Raw genomic sequence first — 23883 nt, 5'->3', positions numbered from 1 at the left:
CAACGTAAAGGAAGAATATATATGGGCAAGTTTGCAACCAAGGAAAAAAGTACAAAAGCTCCCTTCATGCTGCCTAACCTTCTTGTTTTGGGCTTATTGCGCCGTCCGCGTAATGCCGCCGATTATCTCCACAGAGCCTATATTATCTTTTATTGGCGGCAATGCAAAACATTAAAAAGCCGGTTAAAGATAATCCTGGCATTTTTAATCTCCCCGGTGACAATTGGACAGGATATATTATACTGGACAAGAAAATTAGGTAAAAATGCTGCTGCCAGTGCCAATAAATCCGTTGTCCGTCAGATTATTGAACAATTTTACCTGGCATTTTTTTTCTCAATAGATGCGCAGAATTATTATCTGCAAGAGTTTTATCAACAGGACGGCCTACACAGAGCCAGACATTTTGTAAACAAAAATGCGCTTAAAAGAGGAGTATATCGTCTGTTAACACTACATGGGCGGCTACTTCAACCGGAAAATGCTTTTTTTTCCTTAGGTGACAAAACTCAATTTACAAGGTTTTGCACAAAAAAGGGAATTGCAGTTGTTCCAATTTTATATGAGTTTCTAGCCGATGGTACAGTAATAGATGTGTATGGTTCTAAGGTTAATGATGTTATTGAATTCCCCGAACATGATGTTTTCTGCAAACCTAATGTAGATAACGAAGGTGAGGGTGCAGTGGCCTGGCACTGGCAAGGTGACAACTTCTTTCTCAGTGCAGCAGGGATTAAACTTACTAAAGAGCAGCTAAGAACGCACTTACACAAGCTGGCAAGTAAGCATAAGAGCGGTTCGTACCTTGTTCAGCCGTTGATGCTGCCGCACACACAGCTGGCACCTTTTCGTAAAAAAGCTACTCCAACAGTTAGAGTAGTAACTTATTTAGATAAAAAAATGCGCATTAAAGTAAATAGCGCCATGTTACGTTTTTCCACGGACCCTGTTTCTGTGGTGGATAATGCCAATGCGGGTGGCCTTGTGTCTCCCGTTTCTCTGATTACGGGAAGCCTGGGGCCTGCAGTGGGCTTTTCAGCAGACAATCTCAGTTTGCGTTTTGATACATTGCCTGAGAGTAAAGAGCAAATTAAGGGGCGCATAATTCCTTACTGGCAGGAAACATTGACACTGGTTAAACAAGCACATTCTTATTTCCCTTACCGGTTAATAATTGGTTGGGATATTTTAATAACAGAAAACGGCCCGGTAATACTCGAAGCAAACAGCCAACCAGGGCTATGTTATTTGCAAAAAGCCCATCTTTCTTCCCTGGGGCAAATGCCCATGGCAAAACCACTAGCCGCCCATGCAAAAAGTGCAGTTAAAAAGCTTTATAGCGGTAATGCCGACAGCGCAAGGCTTTATGGTAAGACGGGGCTTAATCGATGGCTTAACTGGATAATGCAGATTAATAAGCAAAGCGTACATTTGCTTATATCCGGCAAAGTTCAGGGAGTAGGTTACCGTAAATGGCTATTAAAGCAAGCACAATCCCGCCGTCTTAAAGGTTGGGTGCGCAATAAAAAGGATGGTTCGGTTGAGGCGGTTCTTTCAGGCAGTTCTGTTGCTGTGGAAGATGTAATTAACAATTGTTGGCTTGGGCCGGAGCGAGCTAAAGTTAAAGACGTTATAGTTTCAAGCCACCAAAAATCAGTGGACAATAATTTTAAAATCAAAAAGACTAACTAACCAGCATGGTTTGCAGTCAGATAACCTGACTGCTTAATTCGAAAGCCAGGGGATATTTAATGACCAGTAAGCTGATTCGTATTCCAAAAATATTATACTTTAGAACGCTTTGTTTGCTTTTAAATCCTAAAAGCAAAGGGCTTGACCCTTATCAGGGTTCTCCTTTTAGGAGTTGGGCAACAAGTATTGTACCTGGAAGAAAGGTATCAGCTGTTCAGTTGCTAATTAGCGGCAGCGTAATAGGGGTTGGCTTTCGCTCATGGATACAAAAAAAGGCTCACCTAAATGGCCTTGATTGCCTCGTTTTCCCCCGGAGTAAAAAAACCATAGAGGTTATCTTAATCGGAGAAGGAAAGGATGTTGAGTCTGTTGCTTTAGCAGCGTGGAAAGGCCCTGCCAAAGCCAAAGTAGAAAAAATTAAAGAAAAATGGTTTAATAAGCCAAGAAAAGTTTCTCTGCCAGCTATTCAGCCGGAAAATGAAGAGATTCTTTGGTCCGGTGATTCAGTGGAGCTAATACGTACTACCATTAAACAGTTAGAGCCCTTATTGAAAAGACCAAATCAATTTACTCAAACAGGGCTATTTAGTAACGCAGGTGAAATTCAACGTGCTGCTCTGAATAAAAACTTATCTGTAGCCAGGTTTAGCAATATTAATTTCCTGTTATCTCCAAATCACATGCTGGGACTACAGCAATCACAAACCTCACGAGTCTCCACCACGGTGCGTGCGCTCACCGACCATAAACATTTAACAAAAGAGTTTCTGGTTTCCAAGGGACTTCCTGTGCCAAAAGGTATGATCTTTACTAAATGGCAGGATGCCAAAGAATATTTTCGTACATGTGGTTATCCCGTTGTGGTAAAGCCAGTTTCCGGATCATATGGACAAGGTATTACAGTTGATGTGCGTACAGAGTCTTCCATGGAAGTAGCATGGTTATATGCTAAGAAATATCATGAACAAATAGTTGTTGAAGAACTAATAAAAGGGATAGACGTACGAGTATTAGTCATTGGTAAAACTGCCAAAGCAGCACTTATGAGAGTTCCGGCCAATGTAATAGGGGATGGCTCGAAAACAATTGAGCGCCTGATTGATGATAAAAATAAGAATCGCTTAGCCAATCCCAGACTGGCCAAAGCCTTAATTGTTCCTGATGCCTTTACGGAAAACTTCTTATCCAGACAGGGCCATTCTTTGTCCAGCATTCCTAAAGAAGGTGAAGTGGTCTTTCTCCATCTAAAGGCTAACATTGGTGCAGGAGCTGACAGTATAAATATTACGGAGTATTTACATCCCGACTTATTAGCATTGGCAGAAGAGGCAGCATCATCATTTGGTGTGGATGATTTCTGGGGAATTGATCTATTAGTGGAAGCAATTGATAAGCCAAGACACAGTCAACATTGTAGTATAATCGAAGTAAACTCACGGGCAAACATTTATAATGTTCAGTTTCCCATGTATGGAAAACCTGTGGATGCCGCACAGGAATTAGTTGATTATTTGTTCCCTGAAAACATAACTGATGAATCTTATCCCTTAGAAAGCATACGTCTCTTAATTTCAGGCCAAATTGACGATACATTTTTTGAGGATACGGTAAAGCTTGCGCGCTCCTTTAATCTACAAGGGAGTATTCAATCCGGCAATAATGAAGCCGAGATATTGGTCCATGGCCGAAAACACCTTGTAGCTGCTTTTATCTTTAAACTCTATTCTCCCGCAGAAGGCCAGGTAGTAGATAATCTGCAAATCTCCCCGTTAACAGCAAGTGAAAAAGAATTGTCGTCCCTCTTTGCTCATAACACAGGCAATCTGCTAAAACCAGAAACCCCAACTGCAGAGGAGCAAATCAGCAGTTTTGATACAGGGTCGTTTCCGGTTACAGCATATGAAACGGAAAGTTTTGCTGGTGATATTGATATTAATGCACAGTTGTTTTTAAATGAATTTAGTCACCATGGATTAGATGGGAAGGTTATAGATCAGGATGTAATACAAATTTTTAATGATAACGCCGCAGGAATTGCCGGAATGCGCCACAGTTCTATTTTTTGTGATAAAATATGTGAGAGGGTGTATCCTGCTAAATATCTGCTCTCACTAAATACATTACCTGTACCGCGTGGCATTGCCTGTAAAGCAGGAGAGTTGCAAAGAGGCCTGTCCCATGTCAAGCACATTAATTTTCCCTGTTTATTAACAGGTATCAATTCTCCGGCAAATACCACCCATATAATAAATAACAAAAAAGAATTGAAAGCAATGTGGGGCAAAGAGAAAAGCAAAGGAACCAAGTATCTACTGCTTGAAGAAACTATTGCGGGACATCATGTTTACGTTGCTATAGTGGCAGGCAAATACAGAGGTGCACTGCTGCTTGAACCGGTTACTGTAACAGGAGATGGCTCTTCTTCTATAGAGCAATTAATAGAGCATAAAAATAAATTGCGCTCTCAAAATCCCTGGTACCAAGATAAACTAATTAGTATTAATGAGGAAGTCCTGGCTACCTTGCATGAATTAAATCTTAAACCAGATAGTGTGCCACATGCAGGACAAGCAGTAATTCTGGAAAAAAAATATCACTGGCAGTGGGGTGGGGAAACAGTCAATATTGCCGACTATATACACCAGGATTTTATACAACACGCGCTACAGTCTGTGGCAGTTGTTCCAGGTTTGGAGTTGGCAGTTGTTCAGATGGTTATTCCTTACCCAGAACACCCAGCAAACCGACAGAAATGGGTGGTCTCCAAGATTGATGTTAGAGCACCGTGGGCTATGTTTCACTTTCCCTGGAAAGGAAAACAGGCTGCGGTGGTTCACAATATAGTAAACGAATTATGTTTAACAAATAGGACTAAATGGATTAAGGGGGATTAGCTGTGGCTAGAAGAAAAAAGGTAAAAAAGTTAGCAAAGTTTATATATTACAAGAATCTCTGTGTCTTTCTTAATCCAGCCAATAGAGGGTTAGACCCATATGAAGGGGCACCTGTTAAGAGCTGGCTAACACAAGCGGTTAAAAAGAAACATGCAGCTGTACGATTAATAATATCCGGAGAGGTAGTAGGTGTAGGATATCCCGGATGGCTGCAAAGAAGAGCACGTCTAAATGGACTGCAAAGTGTGGCAATAAATAAAGGCCTTAGCACTGTTGAAGCAATCCTAATTGGCCCCGGTGAAGACATTGAACCGGTGGTACAGGCCGCCTGGAAAGGACCAAGAAAAGCAAAGGTTGAAAAGATTACTGAGCACTGGTTTAATAAACCTAAAAAATCCGGAGCCGAAGATAAAGATATTCCCGAAGATAAAGATCAGGTTTCCTGGTCCCAGGGGACAGCAGACCGCTATATAAAGACCCTTGATTTGGTATCGGAACTTACAGCGGAACCAAATCAATATTCAGACTTTGAGAGACTGGTTGGCGCCGATGAGCTAGTTGGTGCCGCAATTAAGCGGAATGTTTTTTTCATTCGTTCCATGAAAAAAGAAATATACTTTGTATCTCCGGAAAATAAAATAGGCTTACAGCGTTCACAAACCACTCGTGTTCCTTCCAATGTCCATTCCCTTACAGACCACAAACAACTAACAAAAGACTTTCTTGAGCAATGTGGCCTGCCTGTCCCCATGGGTAAGGTATTTCGGGATCTAGAAAAGGCAAAACAGTATCTGAAACAGATTGAACGGCCGGTGGTCGTAAAGCCTGCGGCAGGCCTTAACGGTACTGGCGTCACTGTTGATGTTCGTACTGAAAGTGCCCTGGAAACGGCATGGGAATATGCAAAACGGTATCACAGTTCTGTTGTTATTGAGGAACTGGTTCAGGGTGTAGATATACGTATTGTAGTAATCGGTGGACAGGCACGTTCAGCTTTGCTGCGAGTACCTGCTCATGTGGTTGGCGACGGCCAAAAAACTGTAGAGCAGTTAATTGATGATAAAAACAAAATACGTGCAGAAAACCCCCGCCTCAGTAAGAACCTGATTATCCCTGATTCTTACTCAGAAATTTATCTTGAAAGACAGGGGCACTCATTTAATAGTGTGCCTCAAAAAGGCGAAACAGTTTTCTTGCACTTAAAGGCAAATATCTGTAAAGGTGCAGACAGCATCAGCATTAACGACTATATTCACCCGGATTTAATGCGCTTGGGGGAAGAGGCGGCAGCAGCCTTTGGCATTAATGATTATTGGGGTATAGATCTTTTGGTTGAAAAAATAGATCAGCCAAGGGATGTGCAGCATTGTGCCATCATTGAGTTAAATTCAACAGCAAATATCGAAAATGTTATCTACCCTTTATACGGACCATCCTTCAATTCTGCCCAAAGCTTTATCGATCATCTTTTCCCGGAAGATACACAAGATGATGCCTACCCCCTGGTTAACTTACAAGTGGAAGTCACAGGTATCCTGGATGAAGAGTTTTATCAGTGGACAAGAAATCTCGCTCAAAAGTTAAACTTACGTGGCTATATTGAGCCCCAGGCACCCTCAACTGCATCTATGGTAGTTACCGGCAGGCAAAAACAGGTACTGGATCTGCTGGATAATCTGTGGGACTATAGTGGCCAAAACAATACCTTGGTAGATGGGGTGCGTGTCCATGAGCACAAAGAATCTTCAACCGAGCCCTTTTATATTAAAGAGGGTCTCTTAACCGAAAATGTACAAGCTAAATATCGCAAGAGTATCGTAGCAGCAAAAGAAGAAATAACAAAAACAAGGCTAGCAAATGGGCCTGACTTTGCAGAGTTCGCAGATAATAGCTTCGAATTCACCGCACTCTGTCATGAAATAACCAAAGAAGTAAATTTTCAATTATTCGAAGAAGAATTTAAGCGTCAGGGATTTCAAGCTGAACTTATTTATCAGGACCTTATTAAAATTTCCAATGGAGAAAAATCGGGAATCACAGGGATGCGGCACAGTTCTCTTTTCTGTGACAGAGTATGCACCAATTTGCATCCTGTTAAGAAGCTATTGGCGTTTAATGGGCTCCTTGTAAACAGAGGGGTCAAGTATAAATATAATAAATTCGATAATGCTCTTGATTATTTTAAGAAAATTAACGGTCCTTGCATAGTTACCAGCCTAAACCCACGTGGATTTAAGGAAAAGAAAATTAACAAAGTGGATAAGTTGAACAGTTTTTGGAGAAGAGCTAAGAAAAAAGGGACAAACTATATCATGCTTGAAGAGTATACCGATGGGTGGCAGGTATGTGTTGCCATTGTTGCCGGTAAAGCTGTCGGTTCATTATTGATAGAGCCCCCCAACATAATTGGTGATGGGGTATCAAGCATTGCCCATTTAATACAAAAGAAGAATGCGGCAAGAGCTCTGAATCCATTTTATTGTAACAAACCAATAGTAATCGATAAAAAGGTGCTGAAAAGACTGCATGTTTTAGGATACCAGATTTATGACATCCCAGCTGAGGGTGAGAAGGTTTATCTTAGAAGAGAGCAAATGATGGAGTTAATCGGGGATACAATTGGCATAAGTGATTTTCTGCATCAGGATTTTAAAGATAAGGCAGCAAAAGCTGTTGAAGCTATCCCTGGCCTTGAGTTTGCCGTTGTCCATATGAAAATCCCCCAGCCAAATGAGCCGCAGGATAACCAGGATTGGGTAATAGCTAAAATCGATCCATCTCCCGATGTAGCAATGTTTCACTTCCCATGGAAAGGCGAGCCTATAAACCTTACAGAAAAAGTGGTGACTGAGCTATGTTTAGCTGGGCGTACTAAGTGGGTAGAAAAATAGTACCCAAGTCTATAATAATATGAAAGCCAATAAGGAGACGATAGCATGGCTAAAAAGTTTACTATAACGTTTGCTGGTGATACAAGTCTGGGGGATTATTATTTAGATAAGCAAGGCAATGAAGAAAATATAGAACGCTTGCATAATGAACCACTCTCCTTCTTTGCAGGAGTTAAGCCTCTCGTTAAAGAGAGTGATTACTTTATTTTAAATTTTGAAAGTGTTTTGGCTGGGCATCCTACAACTTCACTAGAGGGAAAAGTGACCTTTTCCCGTTAAATTGGACACTCCAGAGTTAGCTATTCTCATTAAATCTCATGATTGCTTGAAAATCTGTTATTTACCCATTTTGTAATCAAGCTGTCAATGCCGCTAACTGGCATCGCCAGCCCGATTCAAGGGTTCTGGATTATACAGGTTGTAAAGGGTCTCCGGCCTTCGCCTCGACATACTCGCTTCGCGAGCCCTTGACAACCATTGAGCGATACTCTTAAGCTGCTAGTAACTGCTCTTCAATGGTTTTCCTATATTCTGCGGGAGTCATATAACCAAGCGACTGGTGCCGCCTTTTACGGTTGTAAAATATCTCGATGTACCAGAATATGTCCCGATGAGCCTCTTTACGGGTTTCGTATTTTTTATGGTACAGCATCTCGCATTTTATAGTGCCGAAAAACGTTTCAGCGCAGGCGTTATCGTAGCAGTTGCCTTTACGGCTCATACTGCATACCATTCCGTGCTTCTTAAGTAGTTTCTGATAATCTTTGCTGCAATATTGTACTCCTCGATCTGAATGATGAATCAAACCGGGCGACGGTCGGTACCGTTTAATTGCGCTTTCCAAAGCTTTAATGCAAAGTTCCGTTTTCATATTGTCAGCCGTTGCCCAGCCAACAATGTCTTTTGTACATATATCTTTAACGGTGGCCAGGTATAACCAGCCTTCAATGGTGTTTACATAGCTTATATCGGTAACCCATACGGCTCCAGGCTTGTCAGCTTTAAAGTTCTGGTTTAAAAGATTCTCTGCTACCGGAAGCTGATGGTTTGAGTCTGTGGTAGCTTTAAACTTCCGTTTGCGCTTGGAGTACAATCCATTTCGTTTCTGGATGCCATAAAGCCTGTTACGGCTGCACTTAGGAAAGTGTTCTCGTACGTCCTCCAGCATTTTATCTAAGCCGCAGATACCATGGCACTCAGCATAACTTTTCTTCGCAATCTCAAGTATCTTTTCGTTCTCAAGAGCCCGTTTACTGGGACCCCTGTTTTTCCAATTATAAAAGTTGCTCCGTGTTACCTCAAGGTATTTGCACATCTTCTCAACCGGGAACTGGGAGCTTAGTTCATTGATGTGTTTGTAAATTACTGTTTCCGGTTGTCTTTCACGAAGAGTGCTGTAGCCTTTTTTAAAATATCGACGGCCTCCTCGAGCTCATTGTTTCTGCGCTTTTCCGCCTTTAGCTGAGCCTCGAGTTCAAGAATCCTCGCACTCTCAGGGTTCTGCCGCTTTTTCTCTTCTTTAAGCCAATTCCGTAATGTCTGAGCGTTTATTCCAAGGTCGTTTGCGACACTATTAACAGGCCTGCCACCTTCCTGGACTAGTTTGATGGCATCCTTCTTAAATTCTTCACTGTACCGGTTTGCATTGCTTGGCATTTTTATCTCCTCCACATGGTTATTATACCTAACTCATGTGTGTCCAGCAATTCGGGTACAGGTCAAAGAGTACCCAAACTGGGATAAACCGGAGCGTACGCTTGAAGTATTAAAGCAATTAGATGTTACAGCCGTTAGTTTGGCAAATAATCATACCATGGATTTTGGCCCTGAAGTATTAGACAAGACTATCAAGGAGCTTTCTAAGGCAAAAATAAAGTGGTTTGGTGCAGGTAATAACAGAAAAGAAGCAGAAAAACCTTTTGAGCTAGAGCTAAAGGGTGACAAGAGCACTAAAAAGGTTTATGTCTTTACAGGCATGCGTGCCTCAAAGCGCTACCGGGAGGACTATGACTTTTTTGCCAGAAAAGACAGTCCGGGTGTTAATTCCTTGAGGCCATCTAAGACAGCAGAAAAGATTACTGCTCTTAGAAGTAAGGAGCCTGATGCCGTAATAATAGTGTGTCCTCATTGGCAAGGTTTTGATTATAAGCCTGTTTCACCAAAGATCGAAGAAATTTGTCAAACATTTATAGATGCAGGTGCAGATTTTGTTTTTGCCCATGGAACTCATACGGTAGAATATATAAAAAAGAGCGAGAAAGGCATCATTGCACATTCTATAGGAAATTTTGTTTTTAACTCACCAGGGCGCTATAGCAAGTTGAATGCATTGCCTTATAGTTTTATAGTAAAACTTGAGTTTGCTGAAAGAGAACACGGTTGGCAAGTTGAACCACGGTTCTACCCAATTGTAACTGATAATAAAAAGACAAATTTCAATGTGCGTTTAGCAAAAGAAGAAGAACTTCAAGAATTAAATAAGCTTTTTGAAAATGAAGAAAATATTTCAAACTATAGTTACCAAATTGACAAGGATCAGCATGGATTCTTTTATATCTTTCATACAAATGCAGGCAAAGAAGCTAAAACCAACGATGATTTAAAAAGAATTATTTTTGGGGATAAAAAACTATCTGATGTAAATTTCAATGATAAAAATGTTTTAGAAAGTCACATTAATCAATTAGGTAATCTTCACGTCGAGATAGATTCAAATTTCACAGCTTATTATAAAGAATTATATGGTAGCAAGCATTTAAAAGGTAAAAAAGGGCTTTATGAATTATATCAGTCTCTAAGTAATGTAGTAAAAAAAGAATATCTCAGTTACTGGTTGTTGAAAAATTTTGAGAGAAGAAAATTAATCATAAAGGATACCTTTTCTTTTCGGGATATTGTTGTTGAAAAGTCAGCTTTACGTAAAATGGGTTACCCTGAATACTCGTGGAACCTCGACAAAAAAGACGTAGCTTATAAATTTGCTGATAGTATTGGCCTCCGCAGACCTATCACTGATGGTAAAACTTATTCGTTTTCTGAAATTGGTGAGCAAAAAGGACCAGTCGTCGTTAAACCAACTAAGTCTACAGGTTCTATGGGCGTGTATCTTGTTTTTAATGAAGGGAAAATACTGTCAGCAAGAGAGGGCGTATTCCTTAAAAGTTGGTCAGAAGTTAAAAAAGATGTAGAGGCTAAGTTAGAAGCGGGGCTAAAAGGTAGGAACCCTTTGCGTAAAGACGAGTGGATGACAGAAGAGCTTATTCTAAGTTCTCCTGGGGCTACTGAACCGCCTTCTGATATTAAGTTCTACGTTTTTTATGGTGAGTTATTATTAGTCTCAGAAAGCAACCCTGCGTTCTATAAAAAGTTTTGTTACTGGGATGCTGATATGAATCCAGTTAGTACGGGTAGATATGACGGTCAAGTTTTCGATGGGACCGGTTTTACCGAAGAAGATAAGGAAATTGCAATTAATGTTAGCTTACAGATACCAACACCTTTTATTAGGCTTGATATGCTAAAGAGTCATACAGGCATGGTTCTTGGTGAAATTACACCTAGACCTGGGAGGTTCCATTCTTTTAATAATGAATTTGACAGAAAACTTGGAGAAGCTTATCGAAGGGCAGAAGCTCGTATTGTAAAGGACCTTTTAAATGGTAAAAAATTTGCAGCATTTACTGATTTATTTAATGTTTAAGGTGTGCAGTTCTGCACGGGTGACCATTTAGAGTGCTGCATTTGTTCTTTATTGGATGTAACGAGATGGATGTTTGCTGGTAGATCAGGTTAACGCCTCCCAATAACACAGTGTTGGCTTCATTACGGTTCAATGGGTGAAATCCTATCTCGTTGATGATAACCAGATAGGCCTTATAGAGGTTCTGCTTTTTTCGGTTCTTGTGGGGTTTCTCCTGGGTTTAAGTCTGAAACTAAGCAAATAAAGCAAATTCGTGATTTCAGACCCTGACTTTAAAGAATAAGAAACAGTGCAAAAAGAAAAAGCTCAGCAATATATAGTGAGCTAGAACAGAAGGTAACTAAACTTGAAGAGCAGAAATCAAGTTAAATAAAGATAACGAAAAGAAGTCTAGTAAATTGAGAAGGCGAGAGGAACAATTATTAAAACAGAACAAAGAGTACAAAGAATTAAAGCAAAAATACAAGAGAATTAAAAATACTAAGTATTGGAAAGCAACAGCTCTCTTGAGGAAAATTGGAAGAATGCTAAAGAAATAACACTTAACACCAGTTGTGCCAAACCTAGAGTTCTATGAGGTAAAAATGGACGAATATAACAGAGAAATCCAAGATTTTATAAAAGAGAAGAAATGGCGACACGCCATAGGGGCCCTGGAAAAATATATCAATATTAATCATGCAGATGATGTTGCATACAGAGATTTGGGCCAATGCCTCCGCTTTGAAGGTGAGTACAAGGAGGCGCAGTCGGTTTTGGAGCGGGGGTTAGAACAGTTTCCCCAGAACCAAAGCCTACTTGCTGAGCTGTACAACCTATATAGCGTTCAAAAAAAATGGGAAAAAGCAAAGCTTATAGCAGAAGAATTAATTAAAATTGATAAAGATAATGGAATTCACTATTTTAAGCTTGGCCGCAGCTATAATTTCTTAAAGAAAAGCCAGGAGGCTACCAAAGCTTTTATACAGGCTTTGGAATTAGAACAAGGTACAACCTTAGAAGAGTTAACGGAATTGGTAAAAAAGTCTCTCTCAATAGATGAAAAAACTCTGGAGTCCGAGTATGTCTTTAGCGGTGGTAAAAATAATTATGGCTGCCTGGTGCATGTAGAAACAGATAGGCCAAACCCCCAAGAATATATAACAAAAATCGCTGATATTAAATTGAAAAGAGAACGGCTTTTTTATGAAGAGATAGTAGGGCAATTTCCACAGCTGCAGAAAGTTACTCCTGAGTTAATAAGTATAATTGATAGAAACAACATGTCTTTTCTGACAATGGAAAAAATAACTGGAAATGTACCTTTAGAAAAAGATCTACAGAGCATTATTAAAAGTATCCAAAACACTTTGGCAACAATTAAACCTAAAGATTATTTCCATCATTTTAGTATTCCCACATATCGCCTGGTATTAAGAGGTAAAAGTCAGAACATCCTTCATTTTTTTACTTCGATTCACAACCAAGCAACAAATGTAAGATTGATTAGTTTGTTAGAAAAGAGATTAAAAAACGAGGACTATCCTAATGAAGCTTTGGATGTAATAAAGCGACTTAAGTTTGTGTTTCTGGAAATGCAACTTTATGAAAAAGTTAATCCTGATAAGCACTATAGGTTTTTACATGGTGACCTAGGCCCCCATAATATTATCATGAAAGAGGATACCAAAGAGCCTGTTTTGATTGACTGGAATTCATATACTGTTGGCCCTGTGTGGTTTGACATTGCCAATCTGATAGTCAAACTCAAACTTAATTTTGTTGATATTAAAAAACTATTCTTAGAAAATCCTGAGAAGGGCATGAAGCTGGAAAACATAGAAAAGATATTCTTTATCTATGCCTTGATTGTAATTAAACTGCAGAGTTTAAACAAAAAGAAAACTGATAATGCGCTAATAGATTTCTATTTGCCTGCCATTACTTATCTGGAAAAGCTGGCGCTATCCTACGCTAATCAGGAACAACGGAAGGTATTATTACAACAAAGGCAAGTGGTTAAGCGAAGATTTATAATAAAAGCTAAATCCATTTTAGCTAATGTTAATAGAGTCTTTTTAAACTAATTAGAGAAGGGCCATGAAACATGGTATTACATGCACTGCTAAAGAAAGTCGCATACAGCTTAACTTACTACAGTTTTTTAGTAGTGGACTTTCTCATACCTAAAAACGAAAGCGTTTGGATTGTTGCTTCTCATTCCGGTATTGGAGGCAATGCCAGATTTTTTGCGGAACAATTGTTAGCAAAAAATAATAAGCTAAGAGTTCACTTCTATTCGCTTGGCAAAAGAAAGTCTTCAGAAACTGAAGAATATTTATTGCAGACATACCAGGAAAGATTCTGTATTGTTAAGAGGAGGAATCTAAAATCCCTATTTATCGCACTGCAAGCTAAAAATATATTTGTCACTCATGACCTGATCAGGGATGTGGGTTTCCCGTTAAGTAAGCTTGGCAAGCGGCGCCTGATCGTTAATTTATGGCATGGCATTGCTACTAAAAAACATTGGTTAGTTAAAAAAGAACGGTTTAGCAATCATAAATCTAAAGCAGCACAATTTAGCAAAATTGTTGCTTCATCAGAAATAGATGCCATCGCCAAGGCAGCTACCTTTCAAAAGCCGCTTGAGGATATCTGGGTTACAGGTACACCCCGCAATGATATTTTAACAGCGAGCGACCCACTGCCTGCAGACTTAGCGCAGTTGGAACAAAAACTATTAAACCAGCTAAACGGAAAGAGGCTGATCCTCTATGCGCCAACCTGGCGCAGCTTCCAAAATGATTTTGCTCCCTTGGAGAAAGCTTATCTGGGTGAGTTAACGGAGGTTTTGGAACAACACAATGCCGTTTTGGGAATGCGGCTCCATGAAAAAGATGAACACATGTTTCAAAATCTATATGACCTGAATCCTTTAATTCTTAACCTGGGCCAGCACAAGTACCCGGAAGTGCAGGTGCTATTAAAGAATGCCCGGATATTGATTACCGACTACTCTTCCATTTGGCTTGATTATCTGCTCACCGGTAATCCCGTCATTGCCTACTGGTACGATTTTGACCGCTACCATGAAAAAAGGGGTACTCTATGGGATATGGAGCAATTGTTTCCCGGTGAAAAGGTCTATAACGGTACCGAGTTAATTGCGGCAATCAAAAAAGCATTAACGTTGCCACTCAAAGAAACAGAAAAGCAGCAATACGATTTTGCCAGGAGTCTTTTCCATAAATATAGCGATGGAAACAATACTCAGCGTGTTGCAAAGAAAGTGGAGGCAGTAATCTCTAAAAAGGATGGGCGAAATAATGGCTAAGTTTTTTAACCCGGTACGTCTTTTGTTCGGGCAAAAGGTATTAAACAATTTGCCTCAAATAGTACAATCCTGTGGCGGTTCAAAGGTTTTGCTGCTCACAGGATTTCAGTCTTTAAAGAAATCGGGGTATTTAGCGGAAATTCTGGTATTATTAAAAGATAGCGATGTTACAGTCTTTTCGCAAATCCCCTCCAATCCGGATGTGGCAGACATTGCTGAAATTAAGCAAGAAACAGATTCGCTTCCCTATGATCTTGTACTGGCTGTTGGTGGGGGAAGTGTAATTGATGCCGGAAAAGCGTTGGTTGCATTGCGTGGGGTTGAGATAGAATCCCCTGAGGATATACGTAATGTAATCAGAGAAAAGCGCTACGGAGCCATGGATTGTCCGTTGATTGCGGTTCCCACCACAGCCGGCACCGGCTCCGAGGTGACTTCCTGGGCCACAGTATGGGACAGGGAAGCTGAAGCAAAATACTCAATAGAGGATGCGGCCTTATATCCAAGAGCTGCAATTGTTGCTCCGGAATTAACGGTTAATCTCAACGGGTATATGACGGCAGCTTCCGCCCTTGATGCGCTCAGTCATGCCACCGAAGCTTATTGGTCCAGAAATACCAATGAAATTGTGAGGATGTACGCCACAAAGGCCATTAATTGTATTACAAAGAATCTGGACATGCTTTTGGATAACCTGGGTGATATTAATTTAAGAACGAAGGTGGCAAACGGCAGCCTGTTTGCCGGCCTGGCTTTTAGCAATACAAAAACCACGGCCTGCCATTCCATTTCTTATCCGCTGACACTTAAATATGGTTTGAATCATGGTGTGGCAGTAAGCATGACGCTGGGAAAAATGCTGGCTATGAATGAAGATTCCTTAATTGAAAAGGAGCAGTTCTTTGCTGCTTTTGGTGTATCCAGTGCAGAAGAGGTTGAAGTATTTATTCAAAGGATTTATAAAAAAGCAGGTATCTTAGCCCGTTTAAGGCATCATGGAGCTAGCAGAACTGAATTGGCTGGGATTGCAGATAAGTCGTTTACCCCCGGCAGAATGGATAATAATCCGGTAGACTTAAGCAAACAGGATATTTTAAGGCTCCTGGAGGACATTTACTAAAGATAACGGAGGAGCAAGATGAAAAAAGTTTATCTGGCCATGAGTGCCGATATTATTCACCACGGACATATTAATGTGATAAATAAGGCTAAAGAATTGGGCGAAGTTACCGTTGGCGTACTTACCGATGAGGTGATTGCAGGGTACAAACGTTTCCCTCTGCTTTCCTTTGAGGAGAGGAAGGAGATTATTGCCAATTTAAAAGGCGTCGATCATGTTATCGCGCAGGAAACCCTTGATTATGTGCCTAATTTACAAAAGCTGAAACCCGACTATGTTGTTCACGGTGATGACTGGAAAACCGGGGAGCAGCGTTGTGTTCGGGAAAAAGTCATCGAAGCTCTTAGGCAATGGGGTGGTAAACTGGTGGAAGTGCCGTATACCGAGGGGGTTTCCATTACACAGCTAGATGAAGCGGTACACAAAATCGGCACCACACCGCAAAGCAGAATGAGAAGGCTTAGAAGATTATTAGAGATAAAGCCGCTGGTTCGCGTGCTTGAAGCTCATAACGGCCTGACGGGCCTGATTGCCGAAAAGACCAAGGTGCAAAAAGACGGCAAGCTAAAAGAATTTGATGCCATGTGGATCAGCAGTTTGTGTGACTCCACAGCCAAGGGTAAACCGGATATTGAACTGGTGGATTTAACATCGCGGTTAAATACCATTAATGATGTTTTGGAGGTTACCACCAAACCCATTATTCTGGACGGTGATACCGGTGGCCAGGTAGAGCATTTCGCCTTTAACGTTAAAACGTTGGAGCGCTTGGGAGTTTCGGCAATTATTATTGAAGATAAGATAGGTCTGAAGAAGAATTCGTTGTTTGGTACCGAAGTCCAACAAAATCAGGACAGCATCGAAAACTTCTCCCGCAAAATCTCCGAGGGCAAAAAGGCTCAGGTCACCGATGACTTTATGATTATCGCCCGTATAGAGAGCCTGATTTTAAATGCCGGCTTAGACGATGCGCTAAAGCGGGCGGAAGCTTATATTGCTGCCGGTGCCGACGCTATTATGATTCACAGCAAAGAGAAGGAACCCGATGAAATCTATGCCTTCTGTGACCATTTTGCCAAATTACCCAATCGGGTGCCTTTGGTGGTGGTGCCGTCGTCATACAATCATGTCACCGAGACCGAGTTGATGGAAGCGGGAGCAAACATTGTTATTTATGCCAACCACTTAATTCGCAGTGCCTATCCCGCCATGCTAAAAACCGCCCAAAGTATTCTGGAGCATGAACGCTCACTGGAGTGCAGCGAAAACCTGATGCCCATTAAGGAAATCCTGACATTGATCCCTGGAGGGAAATAACGTGATTAATCCTGCGGATTTTTACAATCTGCTTACCAATAACAATATCCGCTTCTACACCGGTGTGCCGGACTCACTGTTAAAAGATTTCTGTGCCTACGTAACCGATCATACGCCTCAAGACAGAAATATTATTGCTGCCAATGAAGGCAATGCGGTGGGCATTGCTGCCGGCCGTTATCTGGCACTGCAGGAAATCGGTCTGGTCTATATGCAAAATTCCGGCTTGGGCAATGTGGTTAACCCTCTTACTTCGTTGACGGATCCGCTGGTGTACAGCATCCCCATGCTGCTATTAATCGGCTGGAGAGGTGAGCCCGGCGTAAAGGATGAGCCTCAGCATGCCAAGCAGGGGGAAATCACTCTGGAGTTATTAAAGACTCTGGGAGTGGAGTATGATATCCTGCCGGACAACTTATTACAGGCAGAGGCTGTGCTAAAAAGAGCCATGGAATATATGACCCAAAAACAGGCTCCCTTTGCCCTGGTTATCCGCAAAGACACCTTTGCACCATATGCATTGCAAAGTGACTATCACGCTAAATGTTCTCTCAACCGGGAACAGGCCCTAAAGCTGATTGTTTCAAAACTTGGCACCGATGATATTGTGGTCTCCACCACAGGTAAAACATCCCGTGAATTATATGAGTACCGGAGAGCATGTGGCGATACCCATGAAAAAGACTTTCTCACAGTGGGATCAATGGGCCACTCCTCTCAGATAGCTTTGGGAATTGCCTTGGCTAAACCGCAAAGAACTGTTTATTGCCTGGATGGCGACGGTGCTGCGCTTATGCACTTGGGGGCAATGGCCATTGTGGGGGAACAGGCACCGGCTAATTTTAAACACGTTGTTTTAAATAACTGTGCCCATGACTCAGTGGGCGGCCAGCCTACTGCCGGAGATGTGGTGGGCTTTCCAATGATAGCTAAGGCCTGTGGCTATAAGACTGTACTGCAGGCCCAATCAGAAGAAGATATAATTGCGAAAACGGAAGAACTAAAGCAAGGAGCGGGACCCTCTTTTCTGGAGGTTAAGGTAAATAAAGGTGCCAGAAAAGATTTGGGCCGGCCCAAGACAACGCCAATTGAAAATAAAGAAGCATTTATCAGGTTTCTTAGCAAAGATTAAAGGGGAAAACATGAAAGCCTTAATATTAAATTCCGGAATCGGCAAAAGAATGGGAGCATTAACACAGGACAACCCCAAATGTTTGGTGGAGGTACAGGAAAACGAAACTATTCTTTCCAGACAGGTAAGGGCGCTGTTTAACAATGGCATTACAGAAATTATTATTACCACCGGCCCTTTTGCCGAACAAATCAAAACCTATATGACAGAAAAGTTCCCTCAGGTTCAGGTAGAATACGTATCTAATCCTCGTTATGATTCTACCAACTACATTTATTCCATTCTGCTGGCTAAAGATCTATTAGATGGTGAGCTGGTCCTAATGCACGGTGACCTGGTCTTTGAAGAAATGCTTTTGCAAAAGCTTCTAAGCTCAAAGCAACAAAACACGGTGCTGGTAAACCCCCAGGTAAAACTGCCGGAAAAAGATTTCAAAGCCCGCATTATAGATGAGCGAATTCAAAAGATATCAATAGATATCTTTGGTCCTGACTGTTTCTTTTTGATTCCCATGTATAAATTAAGTTATCAGTTTTTTAGCCGCTGGTTGACTGAGATGGAAGTCTTTAAGCAAGAGGGAAAGCTGGGAGTATATGCTGAAGAAGCCCTGAACGTAATTTTGCCCCAAGTGATTCTTGAGCCTTTCTATTTCCGGCAGGAATTTTGCTCGGAGATAGATAATCTTACTGATTTGTTAAACGTAAGAAATGCCTTATCAGGAACATGATGCCTCATAGAGCAATATAAGGATTCTGTTCCATAAATATTAAGAAAACTATGGTTGTTTTTTGCTGGTATTCATGTATACAATCTAAATAGTATCTATTTCTTATTATTAAGCCAACAAGATTATTGCAAAGTAGCTAATAATACGGATTAAGTAATTATTTCACAAGTATAGCAGGTCCAAGGAGGATATCCCGCTTGGATATAGAAAAATATAGGAAGTTATGTCAGAAAAACGAAAATGAAAATTATTTGCTGGACAAGCTTATTTTCAGGAAGATATCAATTTATGTAACTATTCTCTTTATCAAGCTTGGAATCAAACCCAATCAGGCTACTTTTATCAGTCTGATAGCAGCCTTAGGCAGTCTTTATTTTTTATTATTTAACACCACAGCAATGCTTCTAACCGCCAGTACCCTGATTTTCACCTACTACATTATCGACCATGTGGACGGGGAACTGGCCCGATATTATATTCAAACAGGACAGATGCAGCCCAGTCTTAAAGGCCACTATTTTGATGTACTTGTTCACCGGTACTCTTCAAACCTGATGGTCTTTTTCATGAGTCTGAGCATTTACAACCTTTATGGTTACAAATCGGCGGTACTGCTGGGTTTTATAGCCTGCATTGGTATCAGCTCTTTTCCTAATGTGGTGGCAGCCCATGTCATTGTGGGGAAAATAGCCAATAACAAGAACCTGGTCTTTGAGGATACTGCTGTGCAGGATATTCTCAGTACATTAGAGACTAAATCTCAGCAGATCAAAGATATTCATCACGGCAGCACAATTCAGAAACTAAAAAAACTGATCATTGAATCTTTATTCTTTCCCGGCCATGTGGTGCTATTGGTGCTCATCCTGATTGGAGATGCCTTTCTTGGAGACTTTGCATTCCTGGCTTATCCCTTTAATCTACGGCTGGTGTTTCTGTTGGGAATAGTGCCCCTGTATACCCTTAAGACCGTTATTCAAAGCATCTTATGGCTTAATAAATTCAGCAAGGTAGCTTAACCCTTAGGAAGTGGCAAACTTGGATAAACAGCTAACAGAGGTTCTTAACGTAATACATCAGCATAATATATCCTATTGGTTGGATAGTGGAACCCTTTTGGGTTTGCAGCGTGACGGCCAACTAATGGAGCACGACCGGGATATTGATCTTAGCGTCTGGGATTCTGAAGAAGCTAAAATTAAAGAAATGATTCCTTATTTCCGTCAGGCGGGCTACCAGATTTATTCGGCCTCCTACAAAGGTAAATGCTTTAAATATACATTTACCCCGCATAATCTGCACAAAAACCGCATAATAGACATTGATATCTTCAGAGAGGTGCAGGGGCATGCCTGGTGTCCAATGTATTATTTTAATCTCAATGCAGCCAAAAAGGAAAAGGAAACTGCTAAGAAAAGCAGTCTTTTGGGTGGGCTTAGAAGCGTTATTCGCACAGGGTGGAAGCAGCTTAACACCAGATTTCCCCTGCATGTTAAAATAGATTCCCTTCCCTGGCGAACCTTTGTCAACCTGGGAACCTGGTGGATTCCTAAAACTTATTTTACAAACATTATCTTTGATGACCGCCTGGAAACTTACATACCGCAGGAATGGGAGAGTTATTTGTCATTTAGGTATGGAAACTGGCAGGAGCCCTGCGATGACTGGGTTTTTTACAGAGATGACGGCGGCATTCAGGATGCTGATCCCGGCCTACTTTTGGATTCCCAGTAATAGACGTCTTTAAGCGGGAGTGTTAATTATGAATGTCCTTGTCACCGGAGGAGCGGGATTTATCGGTTCCCATACGGTAGATTTGTGTATAGAAAACGGCCTTAATGTGGTTGTTGTCGACGACTTATCAAAAGGTCGTCTGGAGCATATAAATCAACAGGCCAAGTTTTATAAGTTGGATGTGCGCCAGACAGAATTAACGGCTGTAATGGAGAAAGAAAAAATCGATGCCGTTATTCATCTTGCCGCACAAAGCGACGTGCAAACGTCACTTGTAAACCCCGGATTCGATGCCTCCGTCAATATTTTGGGAACCTTAAACGTCCTGGAGGCGTCAATAAAAACAGGGGTAAAAAAAGTAGTTTATGCCTCTTCGGCCGCGGTCTACGGTGAACCGCAATTCCTGCCCATTGATGAAAAGCATCCGTTAAACGGCCAATCCGGCTATGGATTGAGTAAGCAGGTGCCGGAAAAGTACCTGTCATTAAATAAAACCATACACGGCCTGGACTTTACCGCACTGCGTTATGCCAATGTATACGGTCCCAGGCAGGATGCCGCCGGAGAGGGCGGGGTGGTAGCCATCTTTACAGACAGGCTTCCCCGGGGAGAAGAGACTATCATTTACGGAGACGGAGAGCAAACAAGAGACTTTGTTTACGTGGGGGATGTTGCACAGGCAAACTTCCTGGCTTTGCAAAAAGGATCCGGCCGGATTATGAACGTCAGCACCGGTCAGGGTACCTCGGTAAATGAACTCTACGGCTTAATTACAGAGCTTTTGGGGACAACAAAAGCTCCCGTTTATGCACAGGCAAGAGCGGGAGATATTAGAGATAGTTTTCTGGCTAATAACAGCCTGGGTGAAGAATTGGGCTGGAAGCCGAAAACCGGATTGCGGGAAGGCCTAAGGAGAATGCTGCTGCCTTCACAGCAGCTAAACCAAAAATAGATAGATAAAGATTAAGAGGAGAGTCAAATATGGGGATCAACTCACCGAAAACATGGGTGAACTACGTACAGGCTTTAGGGGATTTGTTAATACTGAATCTGGTATTAGCTTTGGCATTTACCATCCAACAGGACTGGAACTATTTCCTAGCCAGTACAGAATTATATCTTGGCGCGTTAGTTTTTCTAACCATTCTGTCATTTATCCTGTTTAACTTCTACGGACTCTACAACACCATCAACAAAGACTGGACAGATATTCTCACCGCCGTTGTGGTTTCTGTAATGTTTTTGGGATTAGCCATTATTGTAATCAGTTACGCTATCCCTAATTATATCTTCCCACGGCGTGTACTATTTACTTTTGTCATGATTTACGTGCCCGTTATTGTCTTATGGCGCTGGTCGCTACTGATGCTGGAACGAAGAGTAACACCGGCCAAGAAAGTTATTATTGTGGCTGAAGCACACGAAATTGACGGCTTGGTCAGCAAGCTAAACGGCCACGACAGCCTGATGGGTGTAATAACAGACAGCCCACAATCAGAAAGTCCTCACAAAGTATTAGGCACCTTTGAAGAAGTGGAAGAACTGTTCTATATTCACCGGCCTCAGGTAATCCTGATTACCGGTAATGTGCCTGAGGATGTTAAAAGCCGGGTAGCAATGTCATCTTTAAAATACGGGTGCATTATCTATGTGGTACCCAATCTGTATGAGATTATGATTGCCCAGTCCAAGCTGGACCAGTTTAAAGATACCCCGGTATTTCAGATTCGCCTGACCAGAAACCCGGGCAAAGAGTATGTTAAGAGAGCTATTGACTGTGTTGTGGCAGTTATCGGGCTGATTGTTACCCTACCTATTACTTTGCTGACTACTGTGGCAATTAAGGTGACTTCCCCCGGCCCTGTTTTTTATGTTCAGGAGCGGGTGGGCCGTAAAAATAAGTGCTTTATGCTCTATAAGTTCCGCACCATGGTCAACAATGCGGAAGACAAAACCGGCCCTGTTCTGTCCTCCAAAGGTGATAGCCGGATAACTAAAGTAGGAAAGTTATTGCGTCTTACCAGAATCGACGAATTGCCCCAGCTAATCAACGTCCTAAAAGGCGATATGAGCATCGTCGGCCCCAGGCCGGAGCGGCCCTGTTTTGTAGAGAAATTCGATAAAGAGGTGCCCGGCTACGCCTATAGGCACGTAATGCACGCCGGCCTCACCGGTCTTGCACAAATTGCCGGTAAATACAGTACATCTCCTCAGGATAAGCTTCGCTATGACCTGCTCTATGCTAAAGGTTCCTCGCCACTGTTTGATTTGCAGATTATGCTGCAAACCGTAAAAGTCATGATCCACAAAGATAAAGCATCATAACAGGCAGGATAGGTAGTGCTTGCTGGCGTTCGGATTGTGTGACAACTGGAGAACATTTTAGACCTGTAAACCACAAAAGAACAGCCGCGGCTGTTCTTTTGTGGTTTAACCTTCTTCTGTTTCTGCAGCTTGTTCCCAGCGCAGGTACCGCTGAATTGTGTCTTTCATAAACTCCTCATCCAGTCTGACATAGGAAACACGGTCTATCATGGTGGGAGAGCCTTTAAGCTGGATTGCGTTTACTTCCTCCAGATCCAGACGGGCTGCGGTGTTACTAAACCGTAGCAACCGCGGGATTGACATGTCGGTTCGTACATGACGAGCCACATTCTCTAAAAACTGAGGCATCCTTAGAACATTTGTAGATTCCATAATCTCATCAGCAATAGCTTTTAAAAACTGCTGCTGCCGCCGCATCCGGCCAAAGTCCCCTTCGCCGTCCCGACGGAAACGCACATACGACAAAGCCTCAGCTCCGTTAAGCTTCTGTACACCGGGTTGCAGCGTTATCTGCTCTCTGGTATCCGGGTCTCTCACAGTCATACTGCGCTCCACATCTAGGGTAACCCCTCCGACGGAATCAACAATGTTTTGGAACCCGGAAAAGTTGGTAAATACATAGTGATGGATGGGGACCCCTAACAGATTTTCCACTGTAGACCGCATCAGGCTAATGCCCTGGTAGGCCATGGCATGGTTGATCTTGTCCATTCCCCGGTCGGGGATCTCTACCCGTGAATCCCGTGGTATAGAAATAAGTGAAACATCTTCGGTAGCCTCATTCAGGCTCATAACAATAATCGAGTCAGCGCGGCCAACATCACCTGCCGCATCCACACCAATGATTAGGATATTGGTGATGCCCGGCGTTTCTTCAATAGAGGGATCCCTTACGTAATCATCATCCGCCCGGTCATACACCCGGACCCAGACTGAGTAGGCCCACGCAGCACCGGCAAGCAGGGCAAACAACATAACGAAAGCGATGATCCGTTTGGTGTTTCTTTTTTTAGCCATAGCTATCTTCTCCTCTCT

17 protein-coding genes are annotated in these 23883 nt (G+C 41.9%); 15 read left to right on the top strand and 2 right to left on the bottom strand.

The annotated features are described in order from the left end of the window. Nucleotides 1-21 precede the first annotated feature (21 nt). The 4 genes from DEALDRAFT_RS16470 to DEALDRAFT_RS08110 are packed head-to-tail and all read left to right on the top strand — an operon-like array spanning nucleotide 22 to nucleotide 7756. Complete coding sequence (locus DEALDRAFT_RS16470; protein ID WP_008516533.1) at nucleotides 22-1692, top strand: sugar-transfer associated ATP-grasp domain-containing protein; 1671 nt, start codon at nucleotides 22-24, stop codon at nucleotides 1690-1692. A gap of 59 nt (nucleotides 1693-1751) precedes the next feature. Further along, a complete protein-coding gene (locus DEALDRAFT_RS08120; protein ID WP_008516532.1) occupies nucleotides 1752-4586 on the top strand; it encodes an acylphosphatase in 2835 nt (944 codons plus the stop codon). Nucleotides 4587-4588: 2 nt separating this feature from the next. Then, entirely contained in the window at nucleotides 4589-7477 is a 2889-nt protein-coding gene (locus DEALDRAFT_RS08115; RefSeq protein WP_008516531.1) for an acylphosphatase, read from the top strand. A gap of 45 nt (nucleotides 7478-7522) precedes the next feature. Continuing rightward, nucleotides 7523-7756, top strand: coding sequence for a metallophosphoesterase family protein (locus DEALDRAFT_RS08110; protein ID WP_008516530.1), 234 nt, complete (start codon nucleotides 7523-7525; stop codon nucleotides 7754-7756). 211 nt (nucleotides 7757-7967) lie between these two features. Here DEALDRAFT_RS08110 and DEALDRAFT_RS08105 read toward each other — a convergent pair. Next, nucleotides 7968-9133 (bottom strand): IS3 family transposase gene (locus tag DEALDRAFT_RS08105; protein ID WP_143753415.1). Its coding sequence is split into 2 segments (ribosomal slippage): nucleotides 7968-8887 and nucleotides 8887-9133, totalling 1167 coding nucleotides; the frame shifts between segments, so codons are not numbered across the junction. Here DEALDRAFT_RS08105 and DEALDRAFT_RS08095 point away from each other — a divergent pair. The 11 genes from DEALDRAFT_RS08095 to DEALDRAFT_RS08045 all read left to right on the top strand — a co-directional run bounded on the left by DEALDRAFT_RS08095 (nucleotide 9123) and on the right by DEALDRAFT_RS08045 (nucleotide 22848). Beyond that, nucleotides 9123-11177 carry a CapA family protein gene (locus DEALDRAFT_RS08095; protein ID WP_243441151.1) on the top strand — a complete coding sequence of 685 codons (2055 nt, stop codon included), beginning with the start codon at nucleotides 9123-9125 and terminating at the stop codon, nucleotides 11175-11177. The two genes, DEALDRAFT_RS08105 and DEALDRAFT_RS08095, sit on opposite strands and share 11 nt — an antisense overlap. A 584-nt stretch (nucleotides 11178-11761) precedes the next feature. Further along, entirely contained in the window at nucleotides 11762-13243 is a 1482-nt protein-coding gene (locus tag DEALDRAFT_RS08090; RefSeq protein ID WP_008516526.1) for a phosphotransferase, read from the top strand. 20 nt (nucleotides 13244-13263) lie between these two features. After that, nucleotides 13264-14493 (top strand): CDP-glycerol--poly(glycerophosphate) glycerophosphotransferase, encoded by a 1230-nt coding sequence (locus tag DEALDRAFT_RS08085; protein WP_008516524.1) that lies wholly within the window; start codon nucleotides 13264-13266, stop codon nucleotides 14491-14493. Beyond that, entirely contained in the window at nucleotides 14486-15613 is a 1128-nt protein-coding gene (locus tag DEALDRAFT_RS08080; protein ID WP_008516522.1) for a phosphonoacetaldehyde reductase, read from the top strand. Before DEALDRAFT_RS08085 ends, DEALDRAFT_RS08080 begins: the two co-directional genes overlap by 8 nt. Nucleotides 15614-15631: 18 nt before the next feature. After that, on the top strand, nucleotides 15632-16930 hold the full coding sequence (gene aepX / locus DEALDRAFT_RS08075; RefSeq protein WP_008516520.1) for a phosphoenolpyruvate mutase: 1299 nt from the start codon (nucleotides 15632-15634) through the stop codon (nucleotides 16928-16930). A 1-nt stretch (nucleotide 16931) separates the two neighbouring features. Continuing rightward, nucleotides 16932-18062 (top strand): phosphonopyruvate decarboxylase, encoded by a 1131-nt coding sequence (aepY, locus tag DEALDRAFT_RS08070; RefSeq protein WP_008516519.1) that lies wholly within the window; start codon nucleotides 16932-16934, stop codon nucleotides 18060-18062. Nucleotides 18063-18072: 10 nt separating this feature from the next. Beyond that, the gene (locus tag DEALDRAFT_RS08065) at nucleotides 18073-18789 is read left to right on the top strand and encodes a phosphocholine cytidylyltransferase family protein (RefSeq protein WP_008516517.1); all 717 of its coding nucleotides are present in this window, start codon (nucleotides 18073-18075) and stop codon (nucleotides 18787-18789) included. A gap of 197 nt (nucleotides 18790-18986) precedes the next feature. Beyond that, a complete protein-coding gene (locus DEALDRAFT_RS08060; protein ID WP_008516515.1) occupies nucleotides 18987-19808 on the top strand; it encodes a CDP-alcohol phosphatidyltransferase family protein in 822 nt (273 codons plus the stop codon). Between the two features lie 19 nt (nucleotides 19809-19827). After that, nucleotides 19828-20523: a LicD family protein gene (locus tag DEALDRAFT_RS08055; RefSeq protein WP_008516513.1), complete on the top strand. Its 696-nt coding sequence runs from the start codon at nucleotides 19828-19830 to the stop codon at nucleotides 20521-20523. Nucleotides 20524-20551: 28 nt separating this feature from the next. After that, the gene (locus tag DEALDRAFT_RS08050) at nucleotides 20552-21475 is read left to right on the top strand and encodes an NAD-dependent epimerase/dehydratase family protein (RefSeq protein ID WP_008516511.1); all 924 of its coding nucleotides are present in this window, start codon (nucleotides 20552-20554) and stop codon (nucleotides 21473-21475) included. Between the two features lie 29 nt (nucleotides 21476-21504). Continuing rightward, nucleotides 21505-22848 (top strand): sugar transferase, encoded by a 1344-nt coding sequence (locus DEALDRAFT_RS08045; RefSeq protein WP_008516510.1) that lies wholly within the window; start codon nucleotides 21505-21507, stop codon nucleotides 22846-22848. A gap of 105 nt (nucleotides 22849-22953) precedes the next feature. Here DEALDRAFT_RS08045 and DEALDRAFT_RS08040 read toward each other — a convergent pair whose 3' ends face one another. Next, the gene (locus DEALDRAFT_RS08040) at nucleotides 22954-23865 is read right to left on the bottom strand and encodes an LCP family protein (protein WP_008516508.1); all 912 of its coding nucleotides are present in this window, start codon (nucleotides 23863-23865) and stop codon (nucleotides 22954-22956) included. Nucleotides 23866-23883 lie beyond the last annotated feature (18 nt).

It is taken from the genome of Dethiobacter alkaliphilus AHT 1, assembly GCF_000174415.1.
Classification (GTDB): domain Bacteria; phylum Bacillota; class Dethiobacteria; order Dethiobacterales; family Dethiobacteraceae; genus Dethiobacter; species Dethiobacter alkaliphilus.
The sequence above is the reverse complement of the archived record's forward strand: the minus strand, read 5'-3'. Positions and strand labels throughout refer to the sequence as shown.

Coding starts and splice junctions, on each gene's coding strand:
- DEALDRAFT_RS16470 (WP_008516533.1), top strand. CDS start 22: ATGGGCAAGTTTGCAACCAAGGAAAAAAGTACAAAAGCTCCCTTCATG.
- DEALDRAFT_RS08120 (WP_008516532.1), top strand. CDS start 1,752: ATGACCAGTAAGCTGATTCGTATTCCAAAAATATTATACTTTAGAACG.
- DEALDRAFT_RS08110 (WP_008516530.1), top strand. CDS start 7,523: ATGGCTAAAAAGTTTACTATAACGTTTGCTGGTGATACAAGTCTGGGG.
- DEALDRAFT_RS08090 (WP_008516526.1), top strand. CDS start 11,762: ATGGACGAATATAACAGAGAAATCCAAGATTTTATAAAAGAGAAGAAA.
- DEALDRAFT_RS08085 (WP_008516524.1), top strand. CDS start 13,264: ATGGTATTACATGCACTGCTAAAGAAAGTCGCATACAGCTTAACTTAC.
- DEALDRAFT_RS08080 (WP_008516522.1), top strand. CDS start 14,486: ATGGCTAAGTTTTTTAACCCGGTACGTCTTTTGTTCGGGCAAAAGGTA.
- aepX (WP_008516520.1), top strand. CDS start 15,632: ATGAAAAAAGTTTATCTGGCCATGAGTGCCGATATTATTCACCACGGA.
- DEALDRAFT_RS08065 (WP_008516517.1), top strand. CDS start 18,073: ATGAAAGCCTTAATATTAAATTCCGGAATCGGCAAAAGAATGGGAGCA.
- DEALDRAFT_RS08050 (WP_008516511.1), top strand. CDS start 20,552: ATGAATGTCCTTGTCACCGGAGGAGCGGGATTTATCGGTTCCCATACG.
- DEALDRAFT_RS08045 (WP_008516510.1), top strand. CDS start 21,505: ATGGGGATCAACTCACCGAAAACATGGGTGAACTACGTACAGGCTTTA.
- DEALDRAFT_RS08040 (WP_008516508.1), bottom strand. CDS start 23,865: ATGGCTAAAAAAAGAAACACCAAACGGATCATCGCTTTCGTTATGTTG.